The organism is Rhodococcus sp. NFXS4, assembly GCF_058139645.1.
Genome location: NZ_CP192221.1, coordinates 2,651,729 through 2,671,172, shown reverse-complemented (window position 1 = coordinate 2,671,172; position 19,444 = coordinate 2,651,729). Strand labels below are relative to the sequence as shown.

16 protein-coding genes are annotated in these 19,444 nt (G+C 70.8%); 10 read left to right on the top strand and 6 right to left on the bottom strand.

Translation table 11 applies throughout. The annotated features are described in order from the left end of the window. Positions 1-7: 7 nt before the first annotated feature. The 3 genes from nirD to J4E04_RS12470 are packed head-to-tail and all read left to right on the top strand — an operon-like array spanning position 8 to position 2,393. The gene (gene nirD / locus J4E04_RS12480; RefSeq protein ID WP_051613601.1) at positions 8-463 is read left to right on the top strand and encodes a nitrite reductase small subunit NirD; all 456 of its coding nucleotides are present in this window, start codon (positions 8-10) and stop codon (positions 461-463) included. Beyond that, positions 463-1,668: a uroporphyrinogen-III synthase gene (locus J4E04_RS12475; protein ID WP_490150549.1), complete on the top strand. Its 1,206-nt coding sequence runs from the start codon at positions 463-465 to the stop codon at positions 1,666-1,668. Before nirD ends, J4E04_RS12475 begins: the two co-directional genes overlap by 1 nt. After that, a complete protein-coding gene (locus tag J4E04_RS12470; RefSeq protein ID WP_082544648.1) occupies positions 1,665-2,393 on the top strand; it encodes a sirohydrochlorin chelatase in 729 nt (242 codons plus the stop codon). The genes J4E04_RS12475 and J4E04_RS12470 overlap by 4 nt, the downstream gene beginning before the upstream one ends. Here J4E04_RS12470 and J4E04_RS12465 read toward each other — a convergent pair. Both J4E04_RS12465 and J4E04_RS12460 read right to left on the bottom strand, forming a co-directional pair. Continuing rightward, entirely contained in the window at positions 2,335-4,131 is a 1,797-nt protein-coding gene (locus tag J4E04_RS12465) for an NTP transferase domain-containing protein (RefSeq protein ID WP_490148705.1), read from the bottom strand. The two genes, J4E04_RS12470 and J4E04_RS12465, sit on opposite strands and share 59 nt — an antisense overlap. A gap of 33 nt (positions 4,132-4,164) precedes the next feature. Then, complete coding sequence (locus J4E04_RS12460; RefSeq protein ID WP_261769634.1) at positions 4,165-4,299, bottom strand: hypothetical protein; 135 nt, start codon at positions 4,297-4,299, stop codon at positions 4,165-4,167. Between the two features lie 75 nt (positions 4,300-4,374). Between J4E04_RS12460 and J4E04_RS12455 the strand changes: the two genes are divergently transcribed. Continuing rightward, on the top strand, positions 4,375-5,856 hold the full coding sequence (locus J4E04_RS12455) for an aminotransferase-like domain-containing protein (protein ID WP_490148704.1): 1,482 nt from the start codon (positions 4,375-4,377) through the stop codon (positions 5,854-5,856). Positions 5,857-5,863: 7 nt separating this feature from the next. Here the strand turns inward: J4E04_RS12455 and J4E04_RS12450 are convergent, their stop codons facing one another. Together J4E04_RS12450 and J4E04_RS12445 are read right to left on the bottom strand one after the other, a co-directional pair. Beyond that, the gene (locus J4E04_RS12450; protein WP_222638660.1) at positions 5,864-6,166 is read right to left on the bottom strand and encodes an MGMT family protein; all 303 of its coding nucleotides are present in this window, start codon (positions 6,164-6,166) and stop codon (positions 5,864-5,866) included. Continuing rightward, the gene (locus tag J4E04_RS12445) at positions 6,163-6,984 is read right to left on the bottom strand and encodes an alpha/beta fold hydrolase (protein WP_490148703.1); all 822 of its coding nucleotides are present in this window, start codon (positions 6,982-6,984) and stop codon (positions 6,163-6,165) included. Before J4E04_RS12445 ends, J4E04_RS12450 begins: the two co-directional genes overlap by 4 nt. 112 nt (positions 6,985-7,096) lie before the next feature. On the opposite strand from J4E04_RS12445, the gene J4E04_RS12440 reads away from it, so the two are divergent. Both J4E04_RS12440 and J4E04_RS12435 read left to right on the top strand, forming a co-directional pair. Then, positions 7,097-10,486: an ATP-dependent helicase gene (locus J4E04_RS12440; protein WP_490148702.1), complete on the top strand. Its 3,390-nt coding sequence runs from the start codon at positions 7,097-7,099 to the stop codon at positions 10,484-10,486. After that, positions 10,483-13,839, top strand: coding sequence for an ATP-dependent helicase (locus J4E04_RS12435; RefSeq protein ID WP_490148701.1), 3,357 nt, complete (start codon positions 10,483-10,485; stop codon positions 13,837-13,839). The genes J4E04_RS12440 and J4E04_RS12435 overlap by 4 nt, the downstream gene beginning before the upstream one ends. On the opposite strand, the gene J4E04_RS12430 is transcribed toward J4E04_RS12435, so the two are convergent. Then, entirely contained in the window at positions 13,840-14,271 is a 432-nt protein-coding gene (locus J4E04_RS12430; protein WP_285188878.1) for a DoxX family protein, read from the bottom strand. Between the two features lie 159 nt (positions 14,272-14,430). Here J4E04_RS12430 and J4E04_RS12425 point away from each other — a divergent pair, with 159 nt between their 5' ends. Together J4E04_RS12425 and nudC are read left to right on the top strand one after the other, a co-directional pair. Further along, positions 14,431-15,501, top strand: coding sequence for a potassium channel family protein (locus tag J4E04_RS12425; RefSeq protein WP_027506830.1), 1,071 nt, complete (start codon positions 14,431-14,433; stop codon positions 15,499-15,501). Positions 15,502-15,588: 87 nt separating this feature from the next. After that, positions 15,589-16,464, top strand: coding sequence for an NAD(+) diphosphatase (gene nudC / locus J4E04_RS12420; RefSeq protein ID WP_490150548.1), 876 nt, complete (start codon positions 15,589-15,591; stop codon positions 16,462-16,464). 20 nt (positions 16,465-16,484) lie between these two features. Here the strand turns inward: nudC and J4E04_RS12415 are convergent, their stop codons facing one another. Next, positions 16,485-16,712, bottom strand: coding sequence for a mycoredoxin (locus tag J4E04_RS12415; RefSeq protein WP_037186837.1), 228 nt, complete (start codon positions 16,710-16,712; stop codon positions 16,485-16,487). Between the two features lie 136 nt (positions 16,713-16,848). On the opposite strand from J4E04_RS12415, the gene J4E04_RS12410 reads away from it, so the two are divergent. Together J4E04_RS12410 and J4E04_RS12405 are read left to right on the top strand one after the other, a co-directional pair. Next, positions 16,849-18,978 carry an ATP-dependent DNA helicase UvrD2 gene (locus J4E04_RS12410; protein ID WP_490148700.1) on the top strand — a complete coding sequence of 710 codons (2,130 nt, stop codon included), beginning with the start codon at positions 16,849-16,851 and terminating at the stop codon, positions 18,976-18,978. Positions 18,979-19,067: 89 nt separating this feature from the next. Further along, complete coding sequence (locus tag J4E04_RS12405) at positions 19,068-19,325, top strand: hypothetical protein (protein ID WP_490148699.1); 258 nt, start codon at positions 19,068-19,070, stop codon at positions 19,323-19,325. Positions 19,326-19,444: the final 119 nt, after the last annotated feature.

The window sequence follows — 19,444 nt, the reverse complement described above, 5'->3', positions numbered from 1 at the left end:
GACCACCATGACTGTCATCGACTCAGCACCTCGCCATTCCACGACCGTGACCAGCGGCGACACCGACGAGTGGATCACCGCGCTCGCACTCTCGGAACTCACTCCGGGTCGGGGAGTCGCCGTGTTGCTGCCCTCCGGGGCGCAGGTGGCGTTGTTCCGCACCGGCGACGAGGAGCTGTTCGCCGTGAGCAACATCGACCCCTTCGGACGGGCCGCCGTGATGTCGCGCGGACTGGTCGGGGACCGCGGCGGCGAGCCGACCGTCGCGTCGCCGTTGCTCAAGCAGGTATTCTCGCTGGTGGACGGCCGTTGCCTCGACGACCCGGACACGACCTTGGCGGTACACGAGGTCACCGTGATCGACGGCGTCGTCGCAGTGTCCGCCCAGCCCTCGGGCGCATCGACCCAGACCTCGGGCACATCCGTCCGGCCGAGAAGTGGAACGGAGACGACATCCCCGTGATCGATCAGCCGACCTCGTCCGACGCTCCCCTCGCGGGGTTCACCGTGGGCGTCACCGCGGCTCGACGCGCCGACGAACTGGCCTCGCTGCTGGTGCGGCGCGGAGCGAACGTGGTGCACGCCCCGGCGATCAGGATCATTCCGCTGTCGGACGATGCGGAGCTCGGTCGTCGTACCCACGAGATCATCGAGTTTCCGCCGGCTGTCACCGTGGCCACCACGGGCATCGGTTTCCGTGGCTGGATGGAGGCAGCCGACGGGTGGGGCGACGCCGAGGAGCTCACTCGGGCCCTCGAAGGCACCCGCATCCTCGCCCGTGGGCCGAAGGCCAAGGGAGCCATCCGTGCAGCAGGTCTGCGCGAGGAGTGGTCACCGGAGTCCGAGTCGTCCGCGGAGGTGCTGGAACATCTGTTGGCGGAGGGTGTGGACGGCGTCCGCGTCGCGGTGCAACTGCACGGCGCCACCACCGAGTGGGAGCCGGTTCCGGACTTCTGCGAGGTGCTGCGGGAGGCCGGCGCGACGGTCATCCCGGTTCCGGTCTACCGCTGGGTGCAACCCGACGACTCGGCACCGATGGACCGCATGATCGAGGCCGTACTGTGTGGTGACCTCGATGCGGTGACCTTCACCAGTGCCCCCGCCGTGGCCTCGATGTTGATGCGCGCCAAGGAGAACGGTGTGCTGGAACCGATGCTGCAGTCGTTCCGCGATCGGGTGCTCGCCGTGTGCGTCGGGCCCGTGACCTCCGCTCCGCTCGACGTACTGGGTGTTCCCACGACGGCGCCCGCGCGGGCGCGTGTCGGAGCTCTCGTGCGCCACGTCGCCGACGAACTTCCGCGTCGAGCGGGCATCGTCCGGGCCGGCGGTCACGAGTTGCGCGTTCTCGGCGCGTGCGTCGTCGTCGACGGCACACCCAAGGCTCTGTCACCCGCGGGCATGGCCGTGCTGAAGACTCTCGCTCGCCGTCCCGGACAGGTGATCTCCCGCGAGGACCTGCTCGCCGCTCTGCCGGGTGGGGGCGGCGACACCCATGCCGTCGAGACGGCCATGGCGCGAGTGCGGTCCGCGCTCGGCGCACCCAGAGCGATCCAGACCGTCGTCAAGCGGGGATACCGCCTCGCCGTCGACGACAGCGCGGACGACCTGATCGACGCCGTGTCGAGTGCTCCGGGCGGCGGCCTCGGCCGGACGGGGGAGGCATCGTGAGCGATCCTCGACTCGTCCTCGTCGCGCACGGCACGCGCAACCCCGCCGGCGTCGAGGTGATCGCCGCGCTGGCCGACGCCGTGGCTCCGCACGTGGGCCCGGTGCGGGTCGCCTTCGTCGACGTGCTGGGACCCACTCCATCGGAGGTTCTGCGCGATGTCGACGGTCCCGTCGTGGTCGTGCCCGCCTTCCTGGCCTCGGGCTATCACGTGCACGCGGACGTGCCCCGCGAGATCGCCGAGAGCGGTCACGACGACGTCCACGTCACCCGCGCACTGGGCCCGGATCTCGACCTGGCGCGGGTACTGCGTGACAGGCTCGAGCAGATCGGATGGACGACCGGCGATCGCATCGTCCTCGCCGCGGCGGGCTCCTCCGACGTGCGGGCCCTCGACGACGTGCACACCGCGGCGGATCAGCTCGCCGCCGTCACCGGATCGGCGGTCACCGTCGCCTACGTCGCCACGGGCGAGCCGCGCGCGGCAGACCTGGTCCCCACTCTGAAGGCAACCGGGGAGAAGGTCTTCGTCGCCTCGTACCTGTTGGCGCCCGGTCTCTTTCACACGAGGTTGCGGTCCGCTGGAGCGGACGGTGTCACCGAACCGCTGGGGCTGCACGGGGGAGTGGTGCAGCTGCTCGTCGATCGCTACCGCGAGGGTGCCGACGTCATCTCTGCGGCAGCGGCACGATCTCGACGGGAGCGCCCGGACTCCGGCCTGCAGTGACGACGGCGATGCCGTCACGGCCCACCAGCGCCGCGAGATGTGCTGTACGCACAGAGCTCTCGCACCGCCAGGTACCCGCACCGAGGTAGGACGCGGGCAGGGCTCGAGTGACGTCACCGGCATCGACCTCGGTTGCCAGTGTTCCGGTCAGCGGTATCGGGACGGACCGTCCGGTCAAGGCCGCGGCGATGGCGGGCCCGAGCAGCATCACCGTGGTGACGGCGGCATACGGATTGCCGGGAACACCCAGGACCACGCGATGACCGGGCAGCTCCGAGACGGAGGCGGAACCGCCGGGGCGACAGGCGAGTCCGTCGACGACACGGTGTGCTCCGGCACGTCGAAGTGCGTCGTCCAGTCGATCCGCGGCGCCGCCGCCGGTCGCGCCGATGATGACGACGACGTCCGGCGGTGCGGAGTCCGCACCGCCGTGGATCGCCGCGTCGAAGGCATCGTCGGTGTCGGCGCAGTGCGCGACGTCGGCGAGTGCGAACCCGCACGACCGTAGGTACGTCGGCATGACCGGCCCGATGGTGTCGCGGATGCGCCCGGCCACCGGCGCGGTGTCGTCGCCGATCTCGTCGCCCGTGAGAACGAGTCGGACGGTCGGGGCGGGGCGCGTCGACGCCCGGATCACGCCGGCAGAGAGCGCGGCCGACACGACGGCGGGGGAGATGACGGTGCCCGCCGGCGCGAGTTCGCTTCCGCCGTCCCAGTCCTCGGCGACACTGCGGGCGTCGTCGCGCACGGGTGCGCCGTCCGACCGGTGGAGCAGACCGTCGTCGTCGAGAACGACGAACTCGTCGCGTACCACGCCCGCCTCCGCCGGAACCGCTGCGCCGGTGGCGATGCGCACCGCGTGGCCGGTGTCGAGGACGACGTCGTCGGTGGCGCCGGCGACCACCACGGCGTCGTCGACGTGCCAGGGTCCGTCGCCGCGCACGGCGTAGCCGTCCATCGCGGACGTGACGAAGCTCGGAAACGGGCGCGCGGCGATCAGCGGCTCCGCGAGCGTGCCGCCGAGGCTGTCGGCCAGGGACGCGGTACGAGGTGTGATCGCGGTGAGTCTGCTCCCCACGAGGACGCGCGCCACCTCGACGGAGGGGCGTCTCGACGCGGTGCGGACGGCCGCGAGTTCGGTGGGCGTGTCCACGTCGTCGATGCCGGTGAGCGCCACGGTGCCCACGACGTCCGGCAGGGCGTGGCGGATGGACGGGCCGCGCTCGGCGTCCGCCGGACAGCGTGCGAGCGCGGCGGTGACGCCTCGAACGAGGGCGTCGCGACGCCAGGCGCCCACGAGGTACTGGGTGCGACCGGTCGAGTCGGTTCCGAACACTGCTTCGACTGTCGTGTCTCGCAGCAGTTCTCGCACGAGCAGTCGGAGTGCAGGCTCGGTGATGTACGGCAGGTCGGCGGACAGGGTCAACACGACGTCGTTCTCCCGCGGACCGTCACCGTCGTCGACGGTGACGGCCAGCCCGGCCGCCAACGCACGTACCGGGCCTCCGAACGGCGGGTCCTCGCGGGTGCGGCGGACACGCCTCGGTCCCGGCGGGTCGGCAGTCACGTCGTCCGGTCCGACGAGGACGGTGACGGTGCAGAACGACGTCGCTCCCAGCACCCGATCGACGAGGGTGACTCCGTCCACGAGCGCGGCAGGCTTGGTGGTTCCCTGCATCCGTGAGCTGCGTCCGCCGGCGAGTATCAGCGCGTCCGTGCGCGCTGTGCGTCCCGACATGTGATCCACAGTAGTGGAGGCGACGCGGCAGCCTCATCGACCGGTGGTGGACACGGGCCGACTGCGCGGTGGGCCCTCGAGAGAGTGGCGACCGCCGCCCGCGACGGCGACGGCGCCGAACCCGATGCTGAGAGTGGACAGGGCCAGAAGTGTTCCGATGACGATCATGGACAGAGTCTCGACCGGCGATAGGCCTGGTGGAGCAGTCCACTGGACTCGAGTGGACTGTGGCATAGTGGCGGCATGGCATCCACTCCCGCACGGCTGCGCGACGGGTTGTCGGCGCGCGCACTCGCCGCCGCGATCGACATGACCGCCGTCGCGCGGGACACTCGGTCCCTGTACCTCGGACTCGCGCAGGAACTGCACCGTCTCGTCGAGGAAGGCGCGGTGGCCGCCGATGCCCGCCTGCCCGCGGAGCGCGTCCTAGCGTCGGTGCTGGGGGTCAGCCGTGTGACGGTCGCGTCGGCCTATCGCGAACTCCGTGAACACGGCATCGCGGTGTCGGTGCACGGGGCGGGCACCTTCGTCGTTCCGCGCGGGGACAGTCAGCCGTGGGGCGGCATCCTGCGCGGCACCCAACCGGGCGTGCTCGAGTTCGTCAACGCCGCACCGCCGGCCTCGGCCCTGCTGGGACCCGCTTACGACGCTGCTGCCCGCGCGCTGAGTACGACGGGACTGCACGTCGGCTACGTACCCACCGGCGAGGGCCGACTGCGCGAGGCGATCGCCCGGTACTACTCCGCTCGCGGGCTCCCCACCAGCGCCGACCAGATTCTCGTGACCGCGGGCGCCAGCGATGCGTTGCACGCCGTGATCGACACCTTCGTCGAACAGGGCAATCGTGTGCTGACCGAACACCCGACCTACCCGGGCGCCATCGACATGGTGCGAGCCGTGGGTGGCAAGTGTGTTCCGGTGGCCATCGATCCGGATGATCCCGACACGTTCGTGGAGAACATGGACAGGGCTGCGCGGCAACATGATCCGGTACTGGCCTACCTGATGCCCGACCACTCCAACCCGTCCGGAGCGGTGTTGCCCGAGACGTCCCGGCGTCGGCTCGCGGCCACGCTGCATCGGCACGCCGTGGTGACCGTGGTGGACGAGGCGTCGGCCGACCTCCGTCTCGACGGCGACGCCGACGTCGAGCCGTTCGGCGCACCGGTCCCGGACCGCGCCTGCATCACCGTCGGATCGTTGAGCAAGACCGTGTGGGGCGGGCTGCGGGTGGGGTGGGTGCGCGCGGACCCGGTGCACCTGGCGCGCGTGGCCACGACCTACGCGAGGCGGCAGCTCTCGGTGTCGATGATGGATCAGTACACGGCCGTGGAACTGTTCGGCGAGTACGACGCGGTGGTGGCGCACCGCGCCGATCAGCTGCGGGCGGGTCGCGACACGGCGATGGCGGCCGTGACGCGGTCGCTGCCGGGCTGGACGTTCCACCGGCCGCGCGGCGGACTGTCGCTGTGGTGCACGCTGCCATCGGGCGTCCGGTCCACGGACCTGGTGGAATCGGCCCGCGGTCGCGGACTGCTGCTCGCCCCCGGATCACGCTTCGGGACGGGATACGCCTTCGACGAGTGCCAACGCATCCCGTTCTCCCGCAGCCCCGAGGAGATCGAGGACGCGGTCGCCGTCCTCGCGGAACTGGTGGGAGCGGGAGTCGATGCCGGGCCCCGCGAGAGCGTTCCGTCGCACGCCGTCCCCGAAGCGATGGTCTGACACTCGATCAGGGCTCGTGGCGGTACCGGACCGACGCCAGAGCGATGCGGCCGTCGACGGACGACACCCCCTCCTCGGCCAGCGCCGCGAGTTGACGTGTCACGAGGTGGGGAGCCGGGCGGCCGTCGGCACGGATGACCCGGTGCCACGGCAGATCGGAGGAGTCCGTCCGCATGATCCACGCGACGATGCGTGGGCTTGGCAGTCCGACGACCCGGGCGATGTCGCCGTACGTGGTGACACTGCCCGCGGGGACTGCGGCCACGACGGCGCGCACGGCCTCGACCTGTTCGTCGGTGATGCGGCTCACGACGTCGTCACGCGTCGGATCATCTCGTCGACCAGAGCTGCCGATTCGGGACCCTTCGCCTGCGGCACCATGTGGTCGCAGTCCAGGTCGACGATCCGCACGTCCGGCGACGAGCGGACGAGTGCGTCCCGGAACTCCGGTGTGAGGTACGGCGGGTCCACCCGCGCGGCGCGCACGACGGTGACCGGAATGTCACTGGGCGGCAGCACGAACGGGCGCGCGAGCTCGCCCCACGACGCGACGACGGCGGCCGTCGACGTCCGCCATCGCACTCGCCCGTCGTCGGTGTCCACCAGGTGCTCGGCGATCTCCTCGTCGACGAGAGCCGGGTGGACGTCGGACCACGCACCGTGGAGCTTCTCCGAGCGTGCCTCCGCGGCATCGGTGTAGTCGTCGTACATCACCGTCGACTGCGCCGTCTCCAGCATCGAGTCCGGCGGCAGGCCGATGGCGGGATCGAGCAGCACCAGTCCCGCGACGAGCGACGGGAACGACCTCGCGAGATGGATCGCGAGCGCGCCCCCGTAGGAGTGGCCGACCACGACGACGGGCCCGGCCGAGTGGGCCCGTAGGACGTCGGCCAGCCGATCGACCTGGCGCTCGATCGACCACGGCGGAGTCCACGGTGCCCTGCCGTGACCCACCAGGTCCGGAGCGACGACGCGGGCCTCGGGCAGGTGCTCGCTCCACCGATGCCAGCGCCTGCCGTGGCCGGTCATGCCGTGGATCGCCAGGACCACCGGTCCGGACGCCGGGCCGTACACGGCGACGTCGTCGGCATCCGTCGTGGGGGCGGGGGATTCGGAGGTCGTCGGCATGGGGTCTCCTGAGCGGTCGAGTGTCGACGCGGTGGCGGAACCGAGTCGGTCTCGGAGAGGGGGCTGTGTGGGAACTGGGGGTGTGTCGGACTCCCATGATGCAATGCGCCTCATGAACGACGACGGCGCGGGCACCACCGGAGACGCGGCTGTCACCCGTGGCGGTATCCGGCTGGTGCGCCGGACGCACCGTGTCGCGCAGGTGCGCACGTGGCCGCAGGAGTGTGCGCCGCTGGTCGCGCCGAGTGAGCCCGGCGACTCCCGGCCGTGGCAGGTTCTGGGCGGTCCGGGCACCGGGAAGACCGCGCTCGTCGCCGATGTGGCGGTGGCGCGGATGACGGCGCCGGGAAGCGATCCGGAGTCGGTCCTGGTGCTCACGCACTCGCGTCAGGCGGCCGTCGACATGCGCGAGCAGATCACCGCCGGGCTGTTGGGCGTGTCCTCCGAGCCCCGCGCGACACGCGAGCCACTCGTACGCACGGTGCACTCGTACGCCTTCGCCGTGCTGCGGTTGCAGGCGTCCGCCTACGGCAATCCGCCGCCGCGTCTCCTCACCAACGCGGAGCAGGACTCCGTGATCCGCGAGATGCTCCGCGGTGAGATTGCGGACGGCGCCGCCCGGTGGCCGGAGCGCGTGCGCCCGGCGCTCGGACTGATGGGCTTCGCGTCCGAGCTCCGTGATCTCGTCCTGCGCGCCGCGGAACGCGGGCTCGGTCCGGAGGACCTGATCGCGTGGGGGCGGAAGCACTCTCGGCCCGAGTGGGTAGCTGCGGGCAAGTTCGCCGCACAGTACGAACAGGCGATGTTGCTTCGAGGATCGGTCGGCGTCGAGACTCCGGAGGCCACGTCGCCCGGACTGGACGCGGCCGAGCTCGTGGGTGCAGCGCTCACGGCGTTCGCGACGGATCCGGACCTGCTCGTCTCCGAACGTCGGCGCATCCGCCACGTGCTGGTGGACGATGCCCAGCACCTCGATCCGCAGGCGGCCCAGCTGGTGCGGCTGCTCTCCGCCGGTGCGTCGTCCACCGTCGTCGCCGGCGATCCCGATCAGGCGGTCTTCTCCTTCCGCGGCGCGGACGCGCACTTCCTCACCGATCTGGACGACGGGCACGGTGGTCGTCGTGTCGTGTTGTCCCGCAACCACCGTTCGGACTCCGGTGTCGGCTCGGTGCAGCGGGCGATCACCGCGCACCTGTCCGGTCGGGTCGCACACCGTGTCGGCACGCAGTTCCGCGACGACAGGGCGGAGGACGAACACCCGTCGGCCGAGGAGGAGACCCGCGCGGTTCCGCCGGTGCGGGTGGTCGTCGCGTCCTCGACGGCGAAGGAGGCCACCGCCATCGCCGACACGTTCCGCCGCGCGCATCTCGCCGACGGCGTGCCCTGGTCGGAGATGGCCGTCGTCGTCCGCTCCGTTCCGCGGTCGCTGCCGTCCCTGCGTCGCGCGCTGCACGCCGCGGGGGTGCCGGTGGTGTCGTCCGCCACGGCCGTGCCCCTGCATCGGCACCGTGGTGCGGCTGCCCTGCTGCTCGCGATGCGTGCGGTCGCCGCTGCCCGGTGCGCACCCGAGCGGTCGGCGGCGGTGTTCTCCGACGACGCTGCGTTGGCACTGCTCGAAGGTCCCATCGGAGGGGCGGATCCGCTCGCCGTCCGCAGACTGCGTCGCGGGCTACGGCGGGGCGACGTGGCCGAGGGCGGCGAGCGGGACTCGTCCGTGCTGCTGCGCGCCGCGATGATCGGCTCCTCGGTCGACCCGCTCGTCGCACGTCTGTCCGACGTCGAGAAGGCACCGCTCACCCGCGTCCGTGCCGTGGTCACGGCCATCGCGAAGGCGGTGGGCCCGGCCGGTCGTCGCGTCGAGGACGCACTCTGGGCCGGGTGGCGGGCCACCAGGCTCGAACGCCGGTGGGTGGCGTCGTCCGCCCGGGGTGGGCCTCTCGGCGTGCAGGCAGATCGGGATCTGGACAGCGTCGTCGCGTTGTTCGACGCCGCGGCCGCGTACGTCGACGCACTCCCGCGCGGCACCCTGGAGGGGTTCGTCGAGTACGTCACCGACCAGGAGGTTCCCGTGGGCGACGGGCGGCGTCCCGCGATCGTTCCCGACGCGGTGCGGATTCTGAGTGCCCATGCCGCGGTCGGGCGCGAGTGGGACGTCGTCGCGGTGGCGGGCGTACAGGAGGGACTGTGGCCCGCGCTGCGCCCGCGCGGATCGCTGCTCGGGGTCGAGGCCCTGGTGGATCTCGCCGCGGGTGTCTCCGACGGCGATCGCGAGTTGGACGATCGGGTCTCGCGGACCGCACCGTTGCTCGCGGAGGAACGTCGCCTGTTCCTGGTGGCGTGCAGCCGCGCACGGTCGAGCCTGCTCGTCACCGCCGTCGACTCGGTGACCGGTGGCGCGGACACCGTGCGGTCGAGGTTCGTGGACGACCTGCTCGCGTCCGATGCCGTGCGGTACTCGGACGTCGACGAGAGCGACTCCGGTGCCGGCCCCACCGCGCCTCTCGGCCGGGTGCTCGCGTTGCCCGCTCTGGTCGCCGAGCTGCGTGCGGTCGTGTGCGACCGTCGTGTCGCGGAGAACGACCCCGACCGCCGTGCGCGCGCCGCACGGCACCTGGCGCGACTGGCGAGGGAAGGGGTGCGCGGCGCCCACCCGGACGAGTGGTACGGGCTGTCCGGAACCAGTACCGAGTTGCCGCTGTGGGATCCGGCGGACGGGCCGGTGTCGTTGTCGCCGTCCACGGTGGAGGTGCTCACCGCGTGCCCGCTGCGGTGGGCGCTCGAACGCAACGGGGGCACCGACGGCGACACCGTGCACGCGGTCACCGGAACGCTGGTGCACACGCTGGTGCAGGCAGTGGCCGGCCGGGTGCCGCCGGACGAGGTGCGCAGAGAGCTGGAGAAAGCCTGGGTGGCAGTCGATCTCGGATCTGCGTGGTTCTCGCGCAAGGAGCTCGCACGTACCGCCACCATGATCGAGACGTTCCAGGAGTGGATGTCACGCTCACGCGGCGAGCTGACGGAGGCCGGTGTCGAGGTGCCGGTGGACGGGGTGTTGGAACCGCGCACGCCGGACGAGCCCGCCGTCGCGCTGCGCGGACGGATCGATCGGCTCGAACGTGACCCCGACGGACGACCCGTGGTCGTCGACGTCAAGACCGGTAAGAACGCGGCGACGGCCGCGGCGACGGCCGAGCACGCGCAGCTCGCGACGTATCAGGTGGCACTCGCCGCCGGTGCGGTCGAGGGCGAACCGGCCGGCAGTCCCGGCGGCGGGCGGTTGGTCTACGTCGCCAAGCCGCACACCAGGACCGGTGCCACCGAACGAGCGCAGGCAGCACTCACGGGGGAGACCCTCGAGCAGTGGCGCACCGTCGTCGTCGACGCGGCGCGTGCCACGCGGGGCCCGGTGTTCGAGGCTCGCGTCAACGACGGCTGTCGGCACTGCCCGATAGCGTCGTCCTGCCCGGCACAGGACAGAGGCAGGCAGGTGACCGAAGGATGAGAGACGTGGCCCGAGTGAGCCCCGCCGAGGTCGCCGTCGCTCTCGGCCAGTTCCCGCCCACCGACGAGCAGTCGGAGATCATCGCGGCTCCGCGCGGTCCGTTGCTGGTCGTCGCCGGCGCCGGCGCCGGCAAGACGGAGACCATGGCGGCGCGAGTGGTCTGGATGGTGGCCAACGGTCTGGTCCGGCCGGAGGAGGTGCTGGGCCTGACCTTCACGCGCAAGGCCGCTCAGCAGCTCACCACGCGCATTCGCCAACGACTGGCCCGATTGGCCGGGTCCGACCTGCTGCGGCGTCTCGATGCGTCCGGTGAGCTGCGGCGCACCGTCTTGTCGGGCGAGCCCGAGGTGAGCACGTACCACTCGTACGCGGGCCGACTACTCCAACGCCACGGCATGGTGCTGCCGCTCGAACCGTCCACGACCCTCGTGTCGGAGACCGAGCTGTGGCAGCTGGCCCACCGCGTGGTGGCCGCATGGGACGGCGACGTCCCACTGGACCGGGCACCGGCGTCGATCACGGAATCCGTGCTCGCCCTGTCCGGTCAGCTCGCCGAGCACCTGGTCGAACCGGGCGACCTGGGAGAGGCCCACACAGAGCTCGAGAAGCTGATCCACCATCTGCCACCGGGCCCGAAGCAGAAGAGCGGCGGTCCCACCAAGGACCTGCTGGGCATACTGCAGGTGCAGGAACACCGGCTCGATCTGCTGCCCCTGGTGGCGCGGCTCCACGAGGTCATGACCCGTGACGGACTGCTCGACTTCGGGCGGCAGATGTCCCTGGCCGCCCGTGTCGCGGCGGACCACCCGGACGTGGGCCGCGACGAGCGCACGCGGTGCCGGCTGGTGCTGCTGGACGAGTACCAGGACACCGGTCACGCGCAGCGCGTCCTGCTGTCCTCGCTGTTCGGGGGTGGCCGTGACTCCACTCTGACGGTTACGGCCGTCGGCGACCCGATGCAGTCGATCTACGGCTGGCGCGGTGCGTCCGCCGCGAACCTTCCCCGGTTCGCTACCGACTTCCCACGCTCGGCGCGCTACCCGGCCCCGGTGCGTCAGTTGTCGACCAGCTGGCGCAACCCGCCCGAGGCGCTCGCGCTGGCCAATGCGGTGGCTGCCCCGTTGCGCATGCGCGGTGTCGCGGTGGACGAGTTGCGCGCGCGTCCCGGTGCGGTGCCCGGCGATGTCCGGCTCGCGCTGACCACCACGGTGGACGACGAGCGCCGGTGGATCGCCGAGGCGATCGCGCGGGAGTACCGCACGGCGCGGGAGGACGGGCGCACTCCGCCCACCGCGGCGGTCCTGGTGCGGCGCAACGCCGATGCGGGGCCGATGGCCGAGGTTCTGCGCGGCGCAGGCCTGCCCGTCGAGGTCGTCGGACTCGGTGGGCTGCTCCGGACGCCCGAGGTCGCCGACCTCGTGGCGATGCTGCGGCTGGTGAGCGACCCGCTGGCCGGCAGCGCCGCCATGCGCGTGCTCACCGGCTCGCGCTGGCAACTGGGTGCCGCCGATCTGCGTGCCCTGTGGAGGCGAGCGCGGGAGATCGCGGCGCACACCGGCCGCGGGCGGACGGGCACGGTCACCGACGCCGATGAGTTGGGGCGCGCGCTCGAGGACGGCATGCCCGGGGAGCGATCGGAACAGTCCGGGCTGGTGGACGCCCTGGCGGATCCGGGCGACCCGTCGCGCTACTCCGAGGCGGGACATCGGCGCATCCTCGCCCTCGGCGGGGAACTGCAGTCACTGCGCCACCGGCTCGGTCAGCCACTTCCCGATCTGGTCGCCGACGTCGAGCGAGTGCTCGGGATCGACGTGGAGGCGGGGGCACGTCGTCCGTCGGGGGACGCGGGCGGGCGCGAGCATCTCGACGCCTTCGCCGAGGTGGTCGCGGAGTACGGCGATCAGCAGACGGCGACTCTCACCGGACTGCTGTCCTTCCTGTCCGCCGCCGAGTCCGTGGAGGACGGCCTCGCGCCCGGCGAGGTCGACGTCGACCCGCACCGGGTGCAGGTGCTCACCGTGCACTCCGCCAAGGGTCTGGAGTGGGAGGTCGTGGCGGTACCGCACGTCTGCGAGAGCGTGTTCCCGTCCACCAGGTCGTCCGCGTCCTGGTTGGGCTCGGTGGCCGAGCTACCGCCGTCCCTGCGCGGTGACAGGGCGATTCCGGGTGACGACGCCGGGGGCGTCCCCGTTCTCGATCTCGAGGGCGCGACGCACCGCGGCGACATCGCCGACGCCGTCACCGAACACAAGGCTGCGCTCGCACGTCGCCGACTCGACGAGGACCGACGGTTGTTCTACGTCGCCCTCACGCGCACCGAGCGGGTGTTGCTGGTCTCGGCGCACCACTGGGCTCCCGGCGCCTCGTCGCCGAAGGGTCCCTCGTCGTTCCTCGCCGAACTGCACGGCCTCGTCGAGACCACCTCGGCGATCGGCGGCGCGGAGATCGGGACCGTGCAGCACTGGGAACCCACTCCGCCGGACGGAGCCGACAACCCCTACGCGACAGTCGAACTGACGGCACTCTGGCCGGCCGATCCGCTGGGTGCCCGCCGTGAGGACGTGATCATGGGGTCTGCAGCCGTGCGCGCCGCACTCGTCGAGTCGGCATCGGTCGAGGAATCGTCGTCCGAGAATCGGGACGACGACGATCCCGACGGGTGGGCGCGTGACGTCGACCTGCTTCTCGCCGAACGTGATGCGGTGTCGCGGCCGGAAACCGACGTCGTCGTGCCCGACACCATGTCGGTGAGCCAGGTGGTCCACCTGGTCGCGGATCCGGACGCCCTGGCATCGACGCTGCGGCGACCGGTCCCGTTCGCGCCCAACCCCTTGGCGCGTCGCGGCACCGCGTTCCACGCCTGGGTCGAACGACGCTTCGGGGCGACCCGCCTACTCGACCTGGACGAGCTGCCCGGCGCGGCGGACGGCGCCTCGGCCGCCGACACGGACCTCGAGGAGCTGCAGCGTGCGTTCGACGCGTCACCGTGGGCGTTGCGCAGTCCCGTCGAGGTGGAGGTCCCGTTCGAGACGTCGGTCGGTGGAGTCGTGTTGCGGGGACGGATGGACGCCGTGTTCGCGGACTCCGACGGTGGCTGGACGGTGGTGGACTGGAAGACCGGCGCGCAGCCGACACCGGCCGAGGAACGTGCGGTGGCGATCCAGCTCGCCGCCTACCGACTCGCCTGGGCGGAGCTGATGTCGGCGACCCGCTCCGAGCCGGTGCCCCTCACCACGGTGCGGGCGGCCTTCCACTACGTGCGATCGGGAGTCACCGTGTCTCCGACGGATCTCCCGGACGCGGAACGGTTGGCGGAGATCATCTCCACGGCGGGCGCGGACCCGGCGACGTGATCAGCGCGCGTCGCGGTACACCTTCCAGGACTGCGTGATCAGCGGGATCTGCAGCGGCAGTCGAGCCACGACCCCCACCTTCATCGCGGTCGAGGTCTTCTCGCTCTGCAACCACGACGCGGCCATCTGCAGGTTGGCCGGGAACACGGCCACGAAGAAGGCGGCGGCCGCGGCGCCGGCCAGGCGACGAGTGCGGGGAACGATCAGTCCGGCCGCCAGTCCGAGCTCCGCCACTCCCGACACGTACGTGTACGTCCGCGGTGATCCGGGGAGCACGTGCGGCACCTGGGAATCGAACGGCGCCGGTGTGACGAAGTGCAGGACACCGGCTCCGCCGAGGAGGACCGCGAGTCGCTGCGCCGCCCTGTCCGCCGCCCGTCGGCGCGACGGGAGTCGAACGGAATCGAGCAGCGGCAGGGTACGGAGCGTCATGGTCGCAGCCTGCACCATCGTCTGCTCGTTGCCAACAGGACGGTGGAGCACCGGAGTTCTGCAGCGACTGATGGGGGTCGGCGGCTCGATGCTCCGATACAGTCACGGCAGCCGACGAGGCGGATCGACGACCACGAGCGACGGACGAGGACCACATTCATGGCAGGACGGTTGCGGAATCGGCTGCTGAACACCGACACCGGACTCACGGATCGCCCCGACTTCGCACTGGTGGGTGTCCTGCGGATCCCGGAGTTCGAGCAGAGCCCCTGGCGGGCGATCTACCAGCGCATCATCATCGCGCTCGCCACGCTCTTCGTGGCCGCCATGGTCGTCTACGTGGACCGGGACGGGTACGCCGACAACCAGGACAATCAGCTGTCCTTCCTCGACGCTTTCTATTACACGACCGTGTCGCTGTCGACCACCGGCTACGGCGACATCGCGCCCATCACCCCGTCCGCGCGCCTGGTGAACATCCTGGTCATCACGCCGCTGCGCGTCTTCTTCCTGATCCTGCTCGTCGGCACCACCCTGTCAGTGCTCACCGAACGTTCGCGCCAGGCGTTCAAGATTCAGCGATGGAGGCGCAACGTGCGCAATCACACCGTGGTCGTCGGGTACGGCACGAAGGGTCGCACCGCGATCGCCGCGATGCTCGGAGACGGGGTGTCGGCCTCGGACATCGTGGTCGTCGACACCGATCAGTCGTCCCTGGACGCGGCGAGCAACCTGGGCCTGGTGACCGTGCAGGGCTCGGCCACCCGGTCGGACGTCCTGCGCCTGACCGGTGCTCAGTACGCCGCGTCGATCATCGTCGCGACCAACCGGGACGACACCGCCGTGCTGGTGACGCTCACGGCGCGGGAGATCGCGCCCAAGGCGAAGATCGTGGCCGCGGTGCGCGAGGCGGAGAACGTGCATCTCCTGCGCCAGTCGGGCGCCGATTCCGTGGTGGTCTCCTCGGAGACCGCCGGGCGACTGCTGGGTATCGCGACGACCACGCCGAGCGTCGTGGAGATGATGGAGGATCTGCTGACCCCCGAGGCGGGCTTCGCGATCGCCGAGCGCGAGGTCGAACGCGACGAGGTCGGCGGATCGCCCCGCCACCTGTCGGACATCGTGCTCGGTGTGGTCCGTGACGGTCGCCTGGTGCGGGTCGGTTCGCCCGAGGTCGATGCGATCGAGGCGGACGACAGACTGCTCTACATCCGACGCGTCTCCAACTGACCAGCCGCACTGCGGTGCACCGGATCTGCCGCCGTCGGACCCGGTCAGTAGGGTCGTGACGTGTCCTTCCGACTTCTGTCCGAGCCCATGCTCTCGCGTTCCCCGATCGACCGCGCCGAGGAATTGCGTCGCGACGACGCGGCACTCGCCGCAGGGTGGCCCACCGCACGGCTGTTGCGCGTGGACAGTCAGGGTCGCGTGCCGGTCGAGGACGGTCGAGTGGCGCTCGTACCGGCCGTCGACACGGCGGACTCGCCGCCGGAGGACGCGGTGTTCCTGGGAGTCGTCGACGACCACCACGTCTGGGCGGTCTCCGTCTCCGCAATCGCCGGCGAGGTGACGGATCTGCGGTCGTTCGGTGACGTCCTCACGGAGTCGTCGGCAGGGCTGGTCGTGACGGCGGTGGCGTTGTTGAACTGGCACCGGTCAGCGGCATTCAGTGCGCGCGACGGATCACCGACCGTGCTCTCGTCGGCGGGGTGGTCCCGCACCAGCACCCTCACGGGCCACGAGGAGTGGCCTCGGTCCGACCCGGCGATCATCGTCCTCGTGCACGACGGGGCGGACCGCGTCCTCCTCGCACGCCAGCCGATGTGGCCGGAGCGTCGGATGTCGGTGCTCGCCGGTTTCGTGGAGGCGGGGGAGTCGCTCGAGACGTGCGTGAGCCGCGAGGTGGGCGAGGAGGTCGGTCTCGACGTGTCCGACATCACCTATCTCGGCAGTCAACCCTGGCCGTTCCCGCGCTCGGTGATGATCGGGTTCGCGGCGCGCGCGAACGCCGCACAACCGCTGTCGTTCAACGACGGTGAGATCGCGGAGGCGCGATGGTTCACCCGTGACGAGGTACGCACCGCCCTCGCCGCCGGGGACTGGAGCGCCTCGGAGGACGCTCCGCTCCTGCTTCCGGGAAGCATCTCCATCGCCCGCGCGATGGTGGAGTCGTGGGCGGCGCTCGAGTCCTGACGAACGCGAGCGCCCGCGGCTCAGTTCAGGCCGATGGCCTTCTTGACCTGCGCGAGGCTGGGGTTGGTCGCAGTGGAGCCGTCGGCGTACTTCAGAGTCGGCACGACGTGGTTTCCGTTGTTGACGCTCCCGACGAACTCGGCGGACGCGGGATCCTTCTCGATGTCGATCTCCGTGTAGGCGATGCCGTTCTCGTCGAGCTGCGTCTTGAGACGTCGGCAGTAGCCGCACCAGGTCGTCGAGTACATCGTCACTGCGGGCACGTGGGCTGTGTCTTTCTGCTGTGCTGTGGTCACGCAACTCTCAACGCGGAGTCATCGACGGTTGTTCCGATCGGGCGGTGGGCGCGCCGGCGGTGTCGGTGCGGGCTGACATGATGGCCACGTGAACGACAGGGATGCGGTGGAGGGTCTCGACCCCGAACAGTCGGCCGCCGTGCTCGCTCCGCGAGGCCCCGTGTGTGTGCTCGCGGGTGCAGGAACCGGCAAGACCAGGACGATCACCCGTCGCATCGCCCACCTCGTCGCGGACGGGCACGTCAAGCCGAGTCAGGTCCTCGCCGTCACCTTCACCGCGCGAGCTGCGGGGGAGATGCGCGAACGGCTCCGCGTCCTCGGTATCCGGGGGCAGTCGTCCGACGGGCAGGTGCAGGCGCGCACGTTCCATGCCGCCGCGATGCGGCAGCTCAAGTACTTCTGGCCGCAGGTCGTGGGAAACACGGACTGGCGTCTGCTGGATCGCAAGTTCGGCGTCATCGGGCAGGCCGCCTCCGCTGCCGGCGTCTCGACGTCCACCGACAGTGTCCGCGACCTGGCGGGTGAGATCGAGTGGGCCAAGGCCTCGCTGATCGCGCCCGAGGACTATCCGGCCGCCGCCGCACGACTGCACCGCGACACGCCGACCGACGCGGATCGTGTCGCCGCGGTCTACGAGGGTTACGAGGAACTCAAGAACCGCGATCCCGATGCTGTGCTCCTCGACTTCGACGATCTGCTGCTGCACACGGCGGCGGCGCTCGAGAACAGCCCGTCCGTCGCACAGGAGTTCCGCGAGCGGTACCGGTGCTTCGTCGTGGACGAGTACCAGGACGTCACTCCACTGCAGCAGCGTGTGTTGGACGCCTGGCTGGGCGATCGGGACGACCTGACGGTGGTCGGCGACGCCAACCAGACCATCTACTCCTTCACCGGGGCCACACCGCGGTTCCTGCTCGACTTCTCGCGGCGGTTCCCGGAGGCGACGGTGGTGCGCCTCGAGCGCGACTACCGGTCCACTCCGGAGGTCGTCGGGCTCGCCAACAAGGTCATCGGCGCGGCGAAGGGGCGCATCGCGGGGACACGGCTCCAGCTCATCGGACAGCGCGCGGCGGGACCGGACCCCACCTTCGTGGAGTACGACGACGAGGTGTCCGAGGCAGCGGGCGTCGCGCGCACCATTCAACGCTTGATCCGTACCGGCACGGCGCCGTCCGAGATCGCTGTGCTCTATCGCATCAACGCTCATTCCGAGGCGCACGAGAAGGCGCTGACGGATCTGGCAATTCCGTATCAGATCCGCGGCGGCGAGAGCTTCTTCCAGCGGCAGGACGTCCGGTCGGCCGTCGCCGCCGTTCGGTCGAGCGCCGCCCGGGACGACCTGCCGTCCGACGCACGCAGCGGGGCCGGCCTGCCGCGGCTCGTGGAGGCGGTGCTGGCTCCCCTGGGACTGTCGGCGACGGAACCCAACGGTGCTCAGGCGCGGGAGAAGTGGGCTGCGTTGCGGGCTCTCGTCGCGCTGACCGGGGATCTCGTCGTCCAGGTACCCGATCTCGATCTCGAGGGACTGGTGCGTGAGTTCGCGATGCGCGCGGAGGCTCGGCACCCTCCGGTGGTGGAGGGGGTCACGCTGGCGTCACTGCACGCCGCCAAGGGACTCGAATGGGACGCGGTCTTCCTCGTCGGTCTCACCGACGGCACGCTGCCCATCAGTCACGCTCTGGGAGACAACAACTCGTCGCCCGACGAGGCCGCGGTGGAGGAGGAGCGTCGCCTGTTGTACGTGGGTGTGACGCGCGCCAGGGAGCACCTCGAACTGTCCTGGGCGCTGGCCCGTAACGAGGGCGGTCGCAAGTCGCGTCGGCGTTCGCGGTTCCTGGTCGACCTGGTTCCCGAGTCGTCGCCCGCATCGCGCATCGCCGCACCCACCGTCCACAAGAAGCGGCCGGTCTGCCGTGTGTGCGGCAAGCCCGTCATCGGCACGGTGGCCACCATGCTCGGCCGGTGTGAGAACTGCCCGTCCGACGTCGACATCGCTCTGCTCGAATCCCTGCGGACCTGGCGGTCGGAGACGTCGAAGGCGCTCAAGGTTCCTGCCTACGTGGTCTTCAGCGACAACACGCTGACCGCCATCGCGGAGCAACGGCCACGCGACGATCGCGGGCTCGTCGCGATCCCGGGTATCGGGGCGAAGAAGCTCGAGCGGTTCGGAGCCGACGTCCTGGCGCTCGTCGACGCCCGTCTCTCCGCCACCGAGTGAGCGCATCTCCGCAGGTCGAAAAAGGGTTGTGCGGTCTGAGGCAGCCGTTTACTGTGTATTTCGTACCGCGCGCCCCGTGGGGGTTTCCGGTGCGTGACCTGCTCGATTCCGACTCGCCGCCGAAGGAGGTGTCACCCGTGGAGATCTACACCACCGCAGCGCTTCTGCAGCAGAAGTCTGCCGTCTGCAGCACCGGCATGAACAAAGCCGGCGCAGGCGCAGTCGCCGAAGCAATCGCACTGAGCACGAACGGTTTCGGAGTGGCACCCTTGCCGCGCCTTCACCGCGAGCGCTGGGCGCATCGCGCATCCGTGGGCACCGGAGTCGATCGGGACATCACTCGATAGGCACCGCACAGCATTCCTTCGTCGAAGGCCACGGATTCGCACCTGCGAACCGTGGCCTTCGTCGTGGGACACCCCTCGACGCCGTTCACGGATCTCGCCAGATCTGTCGAGTTCGACAC

What these genes read in the sequence shown, in the direction of transcription:
- nirD (WP_051613601.1), top strand. Translation starts at nt 8, where the DNA reads ATGACTGTCATCGACTCAGCACCTCGCCATTCCACGACCGTGACCAGC.
- J4E04_RS12465 (WP_490148705.1), bottom strand. Translation starts at nt 4,131, where the DNA reads ATGTCGGGACGCACAGCGCGCACGGACGCGCTGATACTCGCCGGCGGA.
- J4E04_RS12460 (WP_261769634.1), bottom strand. Translation starts at nt 4,299, where the DNA reads ATGATCGTCATCGGAACACTTCTGGCCCTGTCCACTCTCAGCATCGGG.
- J4E04_RS12455 (WP_490148704.1), top strand. Translation starts at nt 4,375, where the DNA reads ATGGCATCCACTCCCGCACGGCTGCGCGACGGGTTGTCGGCGCGCGCA.
- J4E04_RS12445 (WP_490148703.1), bottom strand. Translation starts at nt 6,984, where the DNA reads ATGCCGACGACCTCCGAATCCCCCGCCCCCACGACGGATGCCGACGAC.
- J4E04_RS12440 (WP_490148702.1), top strand. Translation starts at nt 7,097, where the DNA reads ATGAACGACGACGGCGCGGGCACCACCGGAGACGCGGCTGTCACCCGT.
- J4E04_RS12435 (WP_490148701.1), top strand. Translation starts at nt 10,483, where the DNA reads ATGAGAGACGTGGCCCGAGTGAGCCCCGCCGAGGTCGCCGTCGCTCTC.
- J4E04_RS12430 (WP_285188878.1), bottom strand. Translation starts at nt 14,271, where the DNA reads ATGACGCTCCGTACCCTGCCGCTGCTCGATTCCGTTCGACTCCCGTCG.
- J4E04_RS12425 (WP_027506830.1), top strand. Translation starts at nt 14,431, where the DNA reads ATGGCAGGACGGTTGCGGAATCGGCTGCTGAACACCGACACCGGACTC.
- nudC (WP_490150548.1), top strand. Translation starts at nt 15,589, where the DNA reads ATGCTCTCGCGTTCCCCGATCGACCGCGCCGAGGAATTGCGTCGCGAC.
- J4E04_RS12415 (WP_037186837.1), bottom strand. Translation starts at nt 16,712, where the DNA reads ATGTACTCGACGACCTGGTGCGGCTACTGCCGACGTCTCAAGACGCAG.